Below are 17,674 nucleotides of genomic sequence, written 5' to 3'. Positions count from 1 at the left end.
ACACTAGTTTGTTTAACGAAGGTTATACAATCCAGGAGCTCTTATCCTGCCCGGTGACACACTTCTGCTCCTGCAACTGCGAGCCACTACGTGTTAACCCGGGCAGGGTAAAGACTTCAGACGTTTTTGAGCCTGTTACAGGTTAAGTAAACAGGAGTTGAGGATCGGCCTCAATAATCAACAAAAACCACTCAGATATGAACTCTTTTGGACTTTAAGACTGTTTCACAATTTAAATTTATATTTTTGTTTTAACCACCTACAGTAGATTTTTTAAGAATGTCAACGCTTAACCTAAAAGATAAATTTCTTCTTAATCCTGAAGTCACTTATCTCAATTTCGGATCTTTCGGCGCTTGTCCGAAAGAAATTTTTGAGGACTACCAGAAATTTCAAATGGAGCTTGAATATGAGCCCGTGCAGTTTATTACGGTTAACAGCCTGAAGTATTTGAAAGAATCGCGAGAAGCTTTGGGTGCCTACGTTGGTTGTGCTGCAGACGACCTGGTTTTTGTAACCAATCCTTCGTATGCGCTGAATATTATAGCGAAGAGTTTAAAATTAAATGCCGGCGATGAAGTATTAAGTACAGACCTTGAATATGGCGCGCTCGACCGCACCTGGAGCTACTATACCAGGAAAGCCGGCGCAAAGTATATTCAGCAAGCCATAACTTTACCCTTAACTACAAAAGAAGCTTTTATTGAAAACTTTTTTAAAGGCCTCACTCCAAAAACAAAAGCCATATTTATAAGCCATATTACCAGCTCTACAGCTTTACTATTACCGGTAAAAGAAATTTGCGAAATAGCTAAAGAAAAAGGACTGATTACTATAGTAGATGGTGCACATGCACCCGGACAAATTCCATTAAACCTTGCAGAACTAAAAGCAGACATTTATACAGGCGCCTGCCACAAATGGATGTTGACACCGAAAGGCTGTTCTTTTTTATATGTTACAAAAGCACTGCAACACCTCTTCGATCCTTTGGTGGTTAGCTGGGGCTACGAGGCCGAATTTCCTTCTGCTTCACAATTTCTCGACTACCACCAGATGCAGGGCACGCGCGAATATTCTTCTTTCTTAACTGTTCCAAAAGCATTACAGTTTATGAAGGAAAACAATTGGGACGAGGTTGCGTCAAACTGCAGGGCGTTAGTACAGAAAAATGCTTTACGCTTCTGTGATCTTTTAGGCTCTAAACCTTTATGTCCGGTTAATGACGAATTCCTGGTACAAATGCTTAGTATACCTATAAAACCTTTAAGCGCAGAAAGATTACAGCGCTACTTATTTCAAACATACGCTATCGAAATTCCGGTAATGCGTCACCGCGAAAAATGTTACCTGCGCTACTCTATCAATGGCTTTAACTCTCAGGCCGACCTCGACCATTTGTATATGGCACTAAAAGAAGTTATTGAGGTTACCGATTTTATTGAAGTTAGCGAACACGCAGGCAACTAGTCAGGCCTTTAAATTTAAAGTATAGATCCAATACCGTTTATTGAAGAGTTTATCGATCTCTTTTAATTTTGTAAATCCTATAGTTTCATAAATGTGCCGCGCAGCATTCTGAAACTCAGAGGTATGCAGGGCAATAATTTCTTCGCCACTCTCTTTGGCCTGCTTAATACAAAGTTTTGTAAGTTCTTTGCCTATGCCCTGGCCACCGTGCTCTGGCAGCACACCAACCAACCGAATATACGACCAGCCTGCTTCAAAAAATCCCACAGGATTATTTCTCGGCACCAAAAATGCCATACCCAGAAGTTTATCATTTTGTTCGCAGACAAAGCCTACCCCTACTTCTAAAAGTTTGGTATAGGTTTGTGAATTGCCGATCCCGGCCTCCATTTTTTTCCACTCTTCGCCCAGCGTTTGCTTAAACTGCCCGTAGGATGCGAGGCCTAAGGCGCAAAGCTGTGGTATGTCAGATAGGACTGCTCTCCTGTAAATAGGTTCCTTCATTTACTTCTGCGTATTACTTTTAAAAACTGCAATCCTTTAGAAAAGGCATAGCGATAAAAGTCAATGGCTTTTTCTCCTTCAACCTTTACATATATTTTACTCCTGAGTTTTTCTACCGCACGCACACTCACATTCATCTCCGCGGCAATCTGTTCATTGGTAAATCCCTGGCACATAAAGGGCGTTATCTCCTTTTGCTTTTGCGTGTACTTTATAGCCTTTTCGTCTAATGCGGCAGACTTTGGATAAATAAATATTCCCCCGTTTTTTACCGTTTCAATGGCTTCTGAAAGAATCCTGATATCCAGAAGTTCCTCTTTTGCAATGTATCCCTTCGCTCCTCTTCTTATAAAATCTTCCACCAACAGGGGTTCGTAGTACATGCTGAGTATTATTACATTGGTGTAAGGAAATTCTTCGGCTATCTTGTTTAATGTCTCACTTCCATTCATCACGGGCATTTGAAGATCGAGCAGCACAACATCGGGACGCTTGTCTTTAAGCAGGCGTAAAAGCTCCAATCCGTTAGATGCCTCACCTATGCAGGTAATGTTGAATTTTTTTAAATCCTGGAGTACAGACGTCCTGTATCTTTCTACATTGTCTGTAAAAATAATTTGGGTTGAACTCATGTTGTAGTTGTTTGTGTGTGATATACAGAGTACAACTCAAATGTATTCAAAATTTTATAACTCACCTATACCACTGGTGAAAGAGTGCTTAAAACCCGGAAGTACTGCCCATAGCTCTGCCTTAATTGCAGGTTTAGATAATGGCTGTATTTAGAGCTGATGGCTTTAAGCACCGCTCTTTCAGAGCTTGCTGATTTTTGACTGTGCAGTGCCGTTTGACAGACCTTAAAACTCTGTTTGCAGGACGTGCCATGTACTTTAACCGTTTGTTAAAATCACAACAGAATAAGTGAGTATAATAAGGGAATAAGTGTTGAACTTTATTCGATTGAATTCCCCATTTACAAACTACACTACTTAGCTTTCTGCTTTTTTTTGATAACGTAGAGTTTATTTATCACTGCCCATTTTAAAAGGCCCACATTGGAGCTGGTTTTGGTTTTTGCGTAGAGTTTTGTTTTTAGTTTCTCGGTATACCTGAGGCTTACTTTTAATTTGGTAGCGATCTCCATGTTACTTTTATCGTCGCAAACCATTTTTAAGATCTTAGTTTCTTTGGTAGTTAATGCTATCATTCTAAAAAAATTAAAATTTATCTATCAAAAATTATTTGGGATGGGCAAAAGATACAATTTTTTCTGTAGACAAAGCTGAACTTTTGTACATAACTGTAAGTACTGAGGTATATCTGTTTACCGCAAAAGCAACGCCAGACTTAGCAAATTTTTTATCCACACGTCAACAAAGTACAAAAAGTCAGTTTTTACGGCCCTTACCGCCTTCTAATCCCATTCTAATATCTGTTTAAAAAAAGTCTTTCCAGGTTGCAAAATAAATCCGTTAAAATATTTTTTGTTCATCGACAGTTTCATTTCCCTTGTTGTCAGGTGCTAACTCTCCGTCTTAATTAACGCTCTTAATGGGCCTTCGTACTCAGCATACCAGGGTTTTTAATTTAATTTAGGCCCGTTGATTTATAGAATTACAATACCGATTTCACTCTTTATGATACTCAATAAAGGTTTTGCTCAGGATGTGGAACAGACATTGCGAAATGTAAAAAACATTCCCAATGAAGTTCCATTATCTGTCACTGGTTCTATAGCGGCAAATATGGTTTTTTACAAAGCCGATGGCATTGCGCCACGCCGCGATCCTTTTTACTGGACCCTAAATGCAAATCTTAATCTCACACTTTTTAATAAGGTAAATGTGCCTTTTACCGCCGTAATAACCCAGCAGGACAAAAATTACTCGTCAGGTTTGGATAAGTTTAGTCAACCGTTCAATCAATTCGGAATCAGCCCTCAGTACCGCTGGATTACTGTTCACGCTGGATTCAGATCTCTTGAATTTTCAGAATACACTTTGTCAGGTGCTATGTTTTTAGGAGGAGGGTTGGAAGTTAAACCTAAAAAATATTTGGTGAGTGGTGCGGGTTTTTACGGGCGTTTCGAGAAAGCTATTCCAAAAGGGGGCGTAGACGGAATTGTTGTGAGTATGCCTGCTTACGAGCGCTGGGGTGGCGGTGGAAAAATAAAAGTAGGTTCCGAAAATAATTATGGAGAATTTATCTTCTTAAAAATACAAGACAATATCCATTCTTTAGCCTTCGATACGTCTCTAAACGTTACGCCACAGGAAAACCAGATCTTTGCGTTAGGGACCAAACAAAAAATAACCAAATTTATTAGTGTTAATGGACATCTGGCCTACAGCCTTTATACAAAAAATCTTTTCGACGAACTATACAAAATAGAGCGGTTCACTTACATTAATCAAATCTATTCACCACGCACATCTTCACATTACGATAAAGCCATAACCGCCGGTATTGATTTTACACCTGGTAAATACCTTCTAGGATTTAAATACAAACGTATTGATCCAGATTACAAAACACTTGGTGCTATTTTTCTTACCAATGACATTGAAGAATTCTCATTGAATACAAATTTTAGTCTATTAAAAAACAAGATCTCCATCAGCGCAGCTTCGGGAGTTCAAAAGAACAACCTTGATAAAATTCAGGTGATGACTTCACAAAGAATCATTGGTTCTCTGAACGTTTCCTGCAATATTACTTCCAATCTCAATCTTAGTGCAAACTATTCTAATTTTAGTTCAAATACCCTACCTGTAAGAGATGTTTTTACAGACTCCATAAAATTCGTTCAGCTAACGCAAAACGAAGGATTAAATGCAAGTTATGCTTTTGGTAAAAAGAAAATTAAACACACTTTAAGCAACAGCGCTACCTACCAGGAATCCGGTGGAAATAAGCAGGGCCTTACTACTTTTTTTAACGAAACGTTCTCTTATACGGCCAATTTAATTGACTTGGGTTTCGGTTTAACAGTAGCAGGACTATACAATAAAGCAACAAGCCAAGGTCAGGGAGTGAATGAAGGGTATGGTCCGAATTTCGGAATTCAAAAATCTTTATTCAAAAACAAAATCCGTCTCCAGCTAAATGCAGGTTTCCAAAATACCTTTATCGATGGCGAGATCTTAAACAAAAATCAAACCTATGCCTTCAATTTTAGTTTTACTCTCGATAAATGTCAATCCTTAAAAGCAAATTACTCTTACCTCAAAAAAAACGCGGTAAAACAAACTGCTCAACAATTCAGTGAGATGAGGGCTTCACTTTCTTACGTCTATAATTTTGGTGTCACGTTAAAAAAAAGGGCAAAGTAAAATGAAGAGATTAGTGATACACGCCGTTTTGATTTTTGTTTGTTTCCAAACCTGGAGTCAAAATACCGTGCTGTGCCGCGTTAGTCCGAACAACCAAAACGTGGTGCAGATAAAATGGTACTGTCCTTCGATAATAAATAGCATGGGATATACTATTTACCGTAAGGAAATTACAGCGACAAACTGGGACAAAATAAATGCTCAACCTGTCTTGTACAAATCTTACGAAGTTTCAGAAGAAGAATTGCGACAAGACAAAGAACTTAAAAGTTACCTGGAACTCGCCGCATCTCAAGCGAATATAAAAGATCTGGCTTTATTGGCTGTACTTGTAAAATCATTTAAAAGCGATGCCTTTTCTAACTATCTGGGTATACGTTACGACGACATAACGGCAATAAAAGGAAAAGAATATGAATACAAAGTAACTTCTCACACTGCTTCCGGAGAAACGGAAATTGGCATCTCTAAAAAGCTGAAAACAGATAAATATGTGCCTATTGATGCTCCTCAAAACGTCATCACAAAAACCGGGAACAAAAAAGTTTCTTTTAAATGGACGCCCGAACCTGACGCCTATTTCGGTGTTAACGTATATCGAAAGATCAATGATACAGGCACCTTTCGTCAAATAACAAAAGAGCCAATCATTCTTTCCAAAATAAAAAATAAAAACAATGAAGAGGTTTACGGCGAAGAATTTTTTGTAGATGGAAAATTAAAACCTCACACTAAATATTATTATCAATTACAAGCCATCGACTTTTTTGGAAGTGCATCTATTTTATCCAAACCTATAATTGTTTTTCTGAAAGATCTCGACCCGCCAAAGTCACCTGACAGCATTTACAATTCTTTGGATGGTAAAAATGTTTTTATCAAATGGAAAAAGAAAAATAAAGAGGAAGATCTTCTTGGTTTTAACATTTATCGAACAACACAAAACGATACAGACTTTATTAAGCTCAACAAACAACCGGTAGCCCTAGAAGACTCTGTCTTTATAGATCATGTGCAGCAATTCGGTTCATACATGTACGCAGTCTCTTGTATAGACAGAGACAGTAACGAAACTGTATCCAATCCTTTTCACATAGAAGTATATGACAATGAACCTCCGCAAAAACCAGAAAACCTCACCATAGAATCTGATTCGGGTCGAATCGTTTTAAATTGGAATAAGAACCAGGAGAAAGATTTGAAAGGATATCTTGTTTACAGGACCATAAATATAAATACGGAGGATACTTACGTGAAGATTACTCCCGATCCACTTAGTTCAAATACTTATACCGATGTTTTAGCCAAAAAAATTAAAAACAAATTTCTTTACAAAGTTGTGGCAGTAGATAAAAGTTTAAACCGTAGCGCCTATTCCGATTTCGCAATTGCCAGCATGCCGGACGTTACTTCACCGGGTCTGCCTTTTTTAAAAACAGTTTCTCTTAATGAGAAGAAACAAATTATCGTTGAATGGATTCCGAATGCCGAACCTGATCTTGCCGGTTATTCTATTTATAGAAAATATCTCAACGACTCATCCTCTTCTTACAAAAAATTAAATGCGAAGCTTTTAGACAGAGTAATTTTTCGTTTTACAGACCGAAATGCAGAAGATACCGGTGTCTATGAATATTACATCGAAGCTCAGGATAGTTCCGGCAACAAATCCAAAAATTCCAATCATCTTAAATTCAAGTTAAGATTAGAAGAAGACGATGATCAATTACGCATTTCCGATTTCAAAGTGAATTATAGTGTACGACAGAAACAAGTTATTATTAAATGGAAACTCAGGAACGAAGCACATGTGAAAGGTTCTGTTATTTACAAACTTAAAACAGGAGAAACTGGAATGTCTGCAGTTACAGGGCTGCTCGATGAAATGTCTCATTCTGACAAAGACATAGAGTTAGGTAAAAATTACACCTACCAACTGAGAGTTTATAACCGCAACGGCGACGTTTTTAAATCCGAAAAAATTACACTTTTTATAAAATAGATGATAATGGAAGCTACTTACCCAAAAAATAAGAAAAGAAAAAGGGGCGAACACATTTTGCTTGTCCTCTTTTTTTTTATGTTAACTAAGAACTACGCGCAGGTCGGCGTCAATATTCTCACACCACATTCTTCGGCAGCCATGCAGATTGAATCTCCTGCAGGCATGGCTAAAGGATTGCTAACTCCCACTATGACAACAGTACAAAGAGTTAGCATAAGCTCAGGCACAAATACAGCTGCCGATGGATTAGTAGTATACGATAAAGACCATCACATGCACTATTATTATCATGGATCTCAGAGCAAATGGATATCCATGAGCCCATTAGCACTAGCTGCGGGTGGGTCTTCAACAAGTCCTTCCGGTATAATAACAACACCAGCCGTTTCAACTACCTTTTCCATGGGAATCAACAAACAAAATCCTTCTCAAGCATTGGATGTCATTGGGAATACAACCGTATCCGGAAACATAAGCGCAGGTGGAAATATCAATGTGACTGGAAATGCAAATATCACAGGCACGCTAAGTATTCCGGGCTTTGCTTCAAATGCATTAGTTCCTACAGGAATTATTGTTATGTGGAGTGGGACTGTAGTACCGCTTGGATGGGGTCTTTGTGATGGCGGAACCTATAATGGATTACTGACTCCTGATCTTAGAGGTAGATTTATTGTAGGGGTAGACAATTTTGCAGGCACCACAAACGCTGGAGGGCAACATTTGGTTTATGGTCGGGCGGGCACAACGCCTGCCGTAGCGCCCAATACTGGAACAGTAATCAACTACGGAACAATAGGAAATACTGGCGGTGAAAATGGTCATACTTTAGTCATCGCGGAATTACCCAAACACCAGCATGCTCTTCAAAATGGAACGGATGGAAGTACGTCAAGTATAACTAACACTTCTATTCAGGACGATATTTCAGGGTTTCAGAGTGGAGGTCCCCTTGCGAATGGCGGTGGAGGTGCTATTTCGAATAGCATCGTAAATATAAAATCTCACAATCATACGCTGGGTGGAAATTCAGGGGATGGTACCAGCTCTGGTCTAAACAATACTATGCACGAAAATCGACCACCCTATTATGTGCTGGCTTACATCATAAAACTTCCCTAAAAAATTTGAAAAGATTTCTGATATATCTTCTTTTAGTAATTCATGGTTCTGCCTGGGGACAGAGAGGTTTATTCATTAATGGATCGGATGCTTCCTTGCGTGTAGATTCTACATCTTTTATAAGCGTGGATGGCGATTTCCAAAACCTAAAATGTGATCCAACTAAATATGTGCGTTTTAATGGTCCACTGTATCTGTCCGGAAGTCTTATTAATAACGACCTTCTAAAATTTACAGCAGCTCCAGGACCAGGCAACGCAAAAAAGGCCAGGATCATTTTCACAAATTCGCTAACAAATCCTTTTGGAGCATTTGCTGTTATTGGAGGAAACGTTGAACCAAAGTTTTGGGAAGTAGAGCTGGATAAAGGCTCCGGAGTGTTAACCCTAAGCACCAATATAAATTGTTCAGACACTTTAAATTTTAAAACGGGCCTGGTATTAATGAACGGGTTTAAATGGAATCTCATAGATCCCGTTGGCGCACCCTCAGTAATTAATCATCCTTTTATAAAAAATGAAAGGAATGGGTCCCAGTTTTTTGCAAACTCCATTACCGATACCGGGCTGGTTATTTACAAATCCATTTATAATACTTCAGTAAATGCTCTTGCTGCCAACATGGGAATTTCAATATCCGGACCTGTAAATATTAGCTCTCCTTTCAGTGTTTACAGAGGCTTTTTACCTCAGGTAAATGCAGGTAAAGGCAGTATACAAAGGTATTTTGACATCTATTCGCCGGGCCATTCGCTTGTAAACAATACCATCACTGTCAATTATTTAGCAAATGACACAAGTTATTTTCCAGCATCCTATTTTCACTTACAGCAACTTAGACTTTTTGTCTCTTTAAATCAGGACCAAAATTGGTCGCCTCTTTTTTCCACAATTCAAAACACTTTAGTAACTCCGATTGGCCCGGTAAACAATGGAGGGATGAGTGCAAATCTATCTGACCTGAATCATCCGCACATCAATATCCTTGGGAAAGCGTTCCGAATCACTGTTGCAGATCCTGATTGTCCTAACCCTCCGGTGTCTGCTTTGACGCTTGACACACTTCATATCTGCGCCGGAACAACGGCTACTTTAGATGCCGGAAATAATTCTTCCATACAAAACACAACTCTAAGATGGCAATGGAATACAAGTCCCGTTTTATATACCCAAACTCACACGGTGAATCCAACAAACGGCTATCAAAAGTTCGTGGTCACTTTAATGGACGCCAGCGGTTGTGAAACAAAAGATAGTATAGTTATTGCGCCGCAAGCGCCTTATCCACAAATTACATACCTCAATCATTTGAATTCCTGCATCGGTGATTCTATAACGATAAAGGATACTGTTAAAATAATCTCAGGCACCACCACAAACTCTTGGTTATTTAGTGATGGTAGCGCCAGCTCTACCCCTCAAAAATTATTCAGAAAGAAATTTAATGCTTCGGGCTTATACAGTTTTCAATTAACAGCTACGTCCAATTTTGGATGTTCCGCAACGTCATCTTCTACAAATGTTATTGTTTATCCTCTGCCTACTCCTGCTTTTACGCAGAGCTTAAATTGTTCAAGCGGACTTGTATCCTTTTCAAACATTTCGGTGAGTAATCATACATCAATGGCTATTTCGGGTTCTTTTTGGTGGTTGGGTCAGGGGCCATTAAATACAAGTACTTTAAATTCTCCCTCACAAACATATTCGGCAAGCGGATCTTACACCGTTAAACTTTTAGCAACTACAAGCTTTGGCTGCAAAGATTCTGTTGTTAAGGCCATTGTAATCTTTCCTGCCAACCAAACTCACTTCACAAAAAACAATTCCTGTTTAAATGATACAGTTTATTTCGCAAACACTTCTGCCTGCAACACTGGCAGCTGCAGTTACACCTGGTCTTTCGGAGATGCAACTCAGTCTACGTTAGCTGTACCAAAAAAGGTTTACACAAGTTCTGGTCTTTATACCGTTAAACTTAAGGTGACAAATCCACAGGGCTGTCCCGACTCTACAAGTTCATACGTATACATTCATCCTAAACCGGCTACTTCATTCGTTACTACGAACACGAGTGTCTGCATCAATAACTTTATTTACCTCACAAATACCTCCACTCTTAGTTCAGGAAATATCTTGTCGTATAGCTGGAATTTTGGCAACTCATCCTTTTCAGGTACAAATGCAGTAGTAAATTATACAAGTGCAGGAATTTACACGATTACCTTAAGTGCACAATCAGATTCCGGCTGCGTGAATAGTTTCACTTTACCTGTTATAGCTCGACCGCAGCCTACGGCACAGTACCAGGTTAGTAATGCGTGTTTTGGATCAGCGTCAAACTTTGTGTCTACTTCATCTGGCCAAAATCTCTATTATATCTGGAATTATGGAAACACTGTTGTGACCACTACAACAAGTGCCCATAGTCAAAATTATACCTATCCCTCCACCGGAACTTATACCACACAGCTTATTGCTTTTAATACCTGGGGTTGTAGCGACACATCAGCCCTTGTTACTTCCATAGTTCCAGCTCCGCAAATTTCACTGGGCGGCAATATAACTACATGCGGCAGTTCTTACACACTTAACGCAAATAACTCGGGCGCTACTTTTTTTTGGCTACCTGGAAATCTTACCACTCAAACACTGCAAGTTCTGACAAGCGGATTTTATAACGTGACTGTTACCAACACAGATAATTGTGTCAGCACCGAAACCGTGATGGTTACACTAAATGCTTTGGTAAATCCCGATCTTGGAAATGATACAACTGTCTGTGGCGCCCTTGTTTTGAATGCGGGTTATGCCGGAAGTTCTTATGCATGGAACACAGGCGCTACAACTCAAACTGTTCTCGCAAGTTCAAGCGGTATATATAGTGTTCAGGTAACGGACCAGAATGGTTGCGTAGGAACTGATAGCATTGCTATTGTATTAAATGCACCACCGACCGTGAATCTTGGCAATAACGTGCAAATTTGCAAACCAAAATATGGTTTTAGTCTATCTGCAAATTCAAATGCTTCCAGCTTTTTATGGAGTACTGGCTTAACGACATCAATCATTACAATCTCATCAGGCGGAAGCTATTGGCTGGAAGCATCAGCCACCAATGGATGCAAAGCGAGAGATACAATTCAAATTAATTTCTTAAACACACCGCAGATAGAATTGGGCCCAGACAAATCTGCCTGCGGAACAACTTTATTAGATGCGCAAAACTTTGGCTGTTCTTATTCATGGAGCAATGGCTCTGCAAATCAAATCATAAATCTTACCAGTAGCGGACTATACTGGATCACGGTAACAAATACAACCAACGCCTGTTCGCAAAACGATTCAATAACTGTTACTATTCATACGCTGATGACAGTTTCACTAGGCAACGACACGACTTTGTGTAATAATCTGAGTTTCTCTTTAGACGCTGGAAATACTGGCTCATCTTATAGTTGGCTTAGTTCACAAACCACCCAAACCATTGCCGTTACAAGCAGCGGTGTCTATGGCGTATCAGTTACAAGCACTAACGGCTGCTCTTCGTCTGACTATATTTCTGTAACGCTCATAGGTGCTCCAATAGTTGAACTCGGCAATGACATACGGTATCTCTGCGGAACTAATACCGTAGACCTGCAACTCACTAATACAGGGGTTATAACCTGGGGGTCTTCTTTAGGTTTGTCTGCCACTAGCCCTTCACTGATAATCACTAAGCCCGGCATGTATTGGGCAAATGTAAGTGCCTCTGGATGTAGTGCCAGCGATTCCGTTTTAATTATTTCTACTAGCAATACAATTCAAGCATCGTTTCTAGCATCGACTCTTGATACCATAAACAAACCGGTGAAGTTTGTCAACCTCAGTAATCCAACACCCATCCATCAACTGTGGACTTTTGGTGACGGCCTCACAAGTACAGACTTAAGTCCTGTTCACACCTATGTTCTTCCACAGGACTTTAGCGTGACACTTGAAGTAAGTAATGGTTTTTGCAGCGATAAAATAACTAAACAACTAAGTGTTTTGTTTAAACAATCACCGATTCAAATTCAAAGACCCGTCCGCAAGCTGGAACTCCTTTCCCTCATGGCTTTTCCAAATCCTTCAAATAGCTACTTGAACATTTCTTTTGAACTAAATGATTATGCAAACATCGAAATGAAAGTTTATGATCTCACAGGAAAACTACTCTTAGAGAACAGTGCCGAAAATTCCATTACAAATTTTTCAGTGATAAACACCTGCGAATTCAAAAACGGTCTTTACTTTTTACATTTCCAAAGTCATAGTCTAAAAGGAGACATTAATAAAACTCTCAAATTCATCAAAACAAATTAAAAATGCTATCTGAATTTAAAAAACCGTTTTTTGTTTTGGTTGGCATCGTCTGCTTCAAATGCAGTTCAGCGCAGCAAACCATTTTACTAAATCAGTCGGCCTATAATCCTTTTGCGCTTAATCCAGCAGCAATTGGTTTAAATGCGGACGCCACAGCGCATTGTCACTATAAAAAAAATTGGTTGGGAATTACAGAGAGTCCTGAAATTCTTCAACTCACGATTGATGGCGCCACTTCTAAAAATAAGGCCGGACTAGGTTTAAATATCATTAACGAAAAAGCCGGTATCTTTTCTAAGACTTATCTATCCGGTGCTTTTCGCTATCGAATAAATTTGAATAAAGAAAGCGCACTTTTTTTTGGTATCTCGGCTGGATTCCAAAGGCTGAATAGTGACTTCTCAAAAATGAAAGCAGATGCGCCTGCAGAGTTTTCCCAATGGCCATCGCAGCAAGCCGTTACTATTCCTGATGCTGCATTCGGATTGGTATATTCATTTAAAAAATTACTAGTGAGCCTTGCGGCTAAACAACTGCTGCAACAAAACTATATCTACAAAGAACCCGTCTTCAATAAAGAACTCCAATACAAATCTGTTTCTCAGTTTATTCTTGCTTTGCAAAACACCTTTATCCTAAAGCCCGCAACCTGGTTTTATATTCCCCAATTAATTTTAAGAACACCTCAGGGATTACCGGTTCAGTTTGATTTTGTGAATACACTTGATTATAAAAACAAATTTCTTTTCGCTTTGGGGTACCGCAATTACTATGCCGCCTATGCCACATTAGGATTCAGTATCAATGAAAAGTTAAGAATTATGTACAGTTACGAATACAGCCTTGGAATCCAGAATCATACAAAAGGAGGCCACGAACTAGGTATCACTTTTAATCTTTCTAACAGGCCATCGAAAACTAAGACCGAAACCCTAAGCCAAAGTAAGCTCGACGAAATATTGGAACGTCTTGATAAACATGATCAGCAAATTGAAACCGTATCCAAAAAAACAGATTCATTAGACAAAAAACTTGCCGCTTTAAAATCAGAAATAGATTTATTAAAAAACCAACAAGTTAGCGAAGAAGATTTGAATAAGGCCATTGAAACTTATCTCAGTAAAAAAGAAAGCCCTGAGGATGCTACCGGAAAAAAATCTGCTGCAAAATACAAAGTCATACGTGCTAAGACAGGCAATGATTTTGAGTCGTTTAAAGAATCAGAGAACGCTAACTATAAAATCGTGTTGGGTGTATATCAAAATTCGGGCTACTCAAAAGACTTCCAAAAATTTATAAAGCGAGAATTGGATTTGGATACTAAGCTTGTACAACTTCCCGGGCATCCGAAAAACTATATTTATGTATGCACGGTAGTAGAGTACACTAAGTTAAGCGATGGTTTAAACGCACTTAAATCAGTTCGAAAAACAATAAAATCCAAAACTATTGAAATAACAAAAGGAGAAGCCTGGATCCTTCAAACTTTAAACTAATTTACATGAGGTATTTTATTTTCATAATTCTGATCGCATCTCTAAAAGTATCTTCACAATCTTCCGGCGGAACGCTGAGTTCAAACACTACGGTTTGTCAGGGCATGAACAAGGGTGTATTAACGCTGACGGCCAATGTGGGAACTATTATCAGGTGGGAAACTTCCAACAATTCCACCGGTCCCTGGGTGATATTAGGCTTTAACGGAAATGCCTACAATTATACTAATATTACACAGTCTTCCTATTTTCGAGTGCTAGTGCAACTAACCGGGTTTCCATCTGTGTATAGCAACACTGTTCTTGTTAACTGCGATTTGCAAACAGTTGCAGGAACTATTGCAACTAACACCTTACAGTGCATCAACACTTCTTTTACCTCCACACTTGCTGGAAATACCGGAAGCGTAATTTCCTGGCAGTCTACTACAAACAACTGGATTAGCACAAATACCATCACTTCTAGCAATACTACACTTGCAACACTTTCTTCTCTCACAACCACTACTCAAGTTCGCGCGTATATACAAAATGGTGTTTGCCCGGCTGTATACACAAATACGCTTACCGTAAATTCCGCTTCACCAAGCAGCGGGGGAACCATTGGTGGAACCCAAAGTGTTTGTGCTACTTCTAACAGTGCAACGCTTTCTCTTTCAAATTATTTAGGAGTTGTTCAACAATGGGAAAGCGCGTCTTCTTTGGGTGGACCATACAGTATTATTGCATCCAGCACAAACACAACATCTATAACTTATCTTAACCTTACTCAAAACACGTGGTACCGTGTGCGTGTTCAAAATGCAAATTGTGCTGCCGCCACGTCACCTGCGTTTGCTGTTCACGTTGATCAAGCCAGCAATGGCGGAAATATAACGGGATCGCAGCAGGTGTGCGCAGCTACAAATTCAGGCACTCTGCAACTTTTGTCTAATCTTGGTTCTGTAAATCACTGGGAATATTCTTCCGATGCTGGTGCTAACTGGTCTGTAATTTCTAATACCAATATGGTTCAAACCTTTTCAAATATTCCTTCACCCTATATTTACAGGGTACAGGTGCAAAATGGTTTATGTTCTGCTACGCTTAGCAGTAGTTTTAGTGTAAATGTAAATCCCGTGCCTACGGTAACTTTTAATAGTGCAAACGGGTGCAAATCTTCTCTGCTTTCTTTTACGAATTTAACTTCAGGTAGTAATACCTATGCCTGGAATTTTGGTGATTCCGGAAGCTCGAACAACTATCATTCCTCACACGTTTATTCTGCTGATGGATTTTTCACCTTAAAACTTACGGCCACTAATTCTTATGGCTGCATTGATTCTTTAAAGAAGACCATCGTAATTTATCCACAACCTTCGGCTGCCATTTTAAGCAGTGATACAGCCTGTTATGGCACACAAATAACTTTTCTAAATGCAAGTACTATTTCCTCCGGTAATATTTCGACTTTTATTTTTAACTTCTGTGATGGCAGCACAAATTCCACATTAAGCCCAGCTATACATTTTTTCCCTGGCAGCGGAACTTATTCTGTTTCCCTTAAAGCAACAAGTGATTTCGGATGCAAAGATTCTACCGTCAAATTTGTAACGATTTATCCTAAACCTCTAAGCTCTTTTACAGTTGCCAATGTTTGTAGAGGATCGCTAGCTTTTTTTAATAACTCCTCCGGTATTTCAAATGGCAACTTAAGTCACAGCTGGAATTTTGGAAATGGAAATTTCTCATCAGCGCAATCACCATCTTATACTTATCCGGTTTCAGGCACTTACAGCGTTAGTCTCATTAGTAGTTCCAACCAAAACTGCAAAGACACTGCTTTTGGAACCATAACCGTGAACGAAAAAGCCGGTATTACTTCTGTTATAAATAATGCTTGCCTGGGAAACCTGGTTAATTTTAATTCTGCCATCACTCCAACCTCACTTAACGTTTCTGTGCTGTTATCGTTTGGCGACGGAACTTCCAGCTCAAATATCACAACCTCTCACAACTATACAGCTTCTGGAACATACATAGCAACTATCACAGCCCTTACAGACTCCGGTTGCGTAAGTCTAATTAACAACACTATAGCCATATATTCTAAACCTAATGCCGACTTTAATGTTAATAATGCTTGCACGGCAGATAGCGTGAAGTATTACAACATTAGCAATATTCCTAGTGGTACTCTATCCTATTATTGGAACCTCGGAGTAGGCACGAGTCTTCTGAAATCCCCTTCAGCTTTGTATTCGCAGCCAGGAAATTATCTGGTGACGCTAATCGTAAAAAGTAATTCTGATTGTTATGACACGATCGAAAAACCCATTACCATTTTCGACGCACCAAAAGTCAATTTCAATTTTACCAATGCCTGTAATGGTTTCCCGATAACTTTTACGAATGCTACAACTGTAACTACTGGAATTATAAGCGGCTATCTTTGGGACTTCGGCAATAACTCTACCTCTTCGGCATTGAATCCATCTTCCGATTATTTGAATGACGGAACGTATACGGTAACACTTATTGGGAAGTCCTCTAACGGATGCACAGACACAGCAAGAAAGACTGTGAATGTTTATGAAGGTCCTATTGCCAAATTTACAGCCTCTGCCACATGTCTCAATACGGCAATTACTTTTAGCAACCAAAGTATTTTACAGGCAGGAACGTATTCATCATCCTGGCGTTTTGGAGACGAGACCACCTCCGACCAGAATTCTCCTTCACATAGTTATACTACTGCGGCTTCTAAAAAAGTCTGGTTAAAAGTAACCTCAGCCAATTTATGTACCGACTCTACATCACTTTTAGTAGAAGTTTTTTCCAATCCAAAAATTACTGCAAGCAGAGACACGCTCATCGATAAAGGTCAGGGAATTAGTTTAACTGCCACGGGAGCTTCTACCTACAATTGGTTTCCATTAAGTGGCCTGAACAATCCCATTTTGAAAAATCCTTTTGCAAACCCCGATTCCACCACAACCTATTTTGTGGAAGGAACCGACGTTCATGGCTGCAAAGGAACAGATACAGTGACCGTAAAAATAAACAGCGATCTTGATATTTTTATCTATAACGTGGTAACCCCAGACAACAACGGCATGAACGACACATGGAGAATAAAAAACATTCAATACTACCCTGACAATAAAGTGGTCATCTTTGATCAATGGAATCAACGGATTTTTGAAGCAGATCAGTACAATAGCACCTGGGAAGGCAAGAACCAGGGCGGAGAAATACTACCGGATGCTACCTACTTTTACATTCTTACTTTTAAGAAGAGTAATAAAAAGTACAGTGGATATATAACCTTGATCAGGAATAAATAGCCTCTATAATTTGGTAGGTAAATCCAGAAAATAATTAATATGGTATCGCAAAACGCATGCCATCGCTTCGAAAAGA

The 17,674-nt window shown here is 39.2% G+C and carries 11 protein-coding genes; 8 read left to right on the top strand and 3 right to left on the bottom strand.

Features of this window, described 5'->3' with window-relative positions; genetic code table 11:
• The first annotated feature begins 279 nt into the window (after positions 1-279).
• On the top strand, positions 280-1,470 hold the full coding sequence (locus tag CNR22_11245) for an aminotransferase (GenBank protein PBQ32320.1): 1,191 nt from the start codon (positions 280-282) through the stop codon (positions 1,468-1,470).
• On the opposite strand, the gene CNR22_11240 is transcribed toward CNR22_11245, so the two are convergent.
• The 3 genes from CNR22_11240 to CNR22_11230 form a co-directional block, all read right to left on the bottom strand.
• A complete protein-coding gene (locus tag CNR22_11240) occupies positions 1,471-1,974 on the bottom strand; it encodes a GNAT family N-acetyltransferase (GenBank protein ID PBQ32319.1) in 504 nt (167 codons plus the stop codon).
• Complete coding sequence (locus CNR22_11235) at positions 1,971-2,606, bottom strand: hypothetical protein (protein ID PBQ32318.1); 636 nt, start codon at positions 2,604-2,606, stop codon at positions 1,971-1,973. Before CNR22_11235 ends, CNR22_11240 begins: the two co-directional genes overlap by 4 nt.
• A 353-nt stretch (positions 2,607-2,959) precedes the next feature.
• Complete coding sequence (locus tag CNR22_11230) at positions 2,960-3,181, bottom strand: hypothetical protein (protein ID PBQ32317.1); 222 nt, start codon at positions 3,179-3,181, stop codon at positions 2,960-2,962.
• A 35-nt stretch (positions 3,182-3,216) separates the two neighbouring features.
• Here CNR22_11230 and CNR22_11225 point away from each other — a divergent pair, with 35 nt between their 5' ends.
• The 7 genes from CNR22_11225 (at position 3,217) to CNR22_11195 (ending at position 17,598) form a co-directional block, all read left to right on the top strand.
• Entirely contained in the window at positions 3,217-3,414 is a 198-nt protein-coding gene (locus CNR22_11225; protein PBQ32316.1) for a hypothetical protein, read from the top strand.
• Positions 3,415-3,611: 197 nt separating this feature from the next.
• On the top strand, positions 3,612-5,306 hold the full coding sequence (locus CNR22_11220) for a hypothetical protein (protein PBQ32315.1): 1,695 nt from the start codon (positions 3,612-3,614) through the stop codon (positions 5,304-5,306).
• A gap of 1 nt (position 5,307) precedes the next feature.
• Positions 5,308-7,308 (top strand): hypothetical protein, encoded by a 2,001-nt coding sequence (locus CNR22_11215; protein PBQ32314.1) that lies wholly within the window; start codon positions 5,308-5,310, stop codon positions 7,306-7,308.
• Complete coding sequence (locus CNR22_11210) at positions 7,309-8,433, top strand: hypothetical protein (protein ID PBQ32313.1); 1,125 nt, start codon at positions 7,309-7,311, stop codon at positions 8,431-8,433. It begins immediately after the preceding gene.
• Between the two features lie 5 nt (positions 8,434-8,438).
• A complete protein-coding gene (locus CNR22_11205; GenBank protein ID PBQ32312.1) occupies positions 8,439-12,776 on the top strand; it encodes a hypothetical protein in 4,338 nt (1,445 codons plus the stop codon).
• 2 nt (positions 12,777-12,778) lie between these two features.
• Positions 12,779-14,272 carry a hypothetical protein gene (locus CNR22_11200; protein ID PBQ32311.1) on the top strand — a complete coding sequence of 498 codons (1,494 nt, stop codon included), beginning with the start codon at positions 12,779-12,781 and terminating at the stop codon, positions 14,270-14,272.
• A 5-nt stretch (positions 14,273-14,277) separates the two neighbouring features.
• Positions 14,278-17,598 (top strand): hypothetical protein, encoded by a 3,321-nt coding sequence (locus tag CNR22_11195; protein PBQ32310.1) that lies wholly within the window; start codon positions 14,278-14,280, stop codon positions 17,596-17,598.
• The last annotated feature ends 76 nt before the right edge of the window (positions 17,599-17,674 follow it).

This window comes from Sphingobacteriaceae bacterium (assembly GCA_002319075.1).
Taxonomy (GTDB): Bacteria; Bacteroidota; Bacteroidia; order B-17B0; family Aurantibacillaceae; genus Aurantibacillus.
The sequence above is the reverse complement of the archived record's forward strand: the minus strand, read 5'-3'. Positions and strand labels throughout refer to the sequence as shown.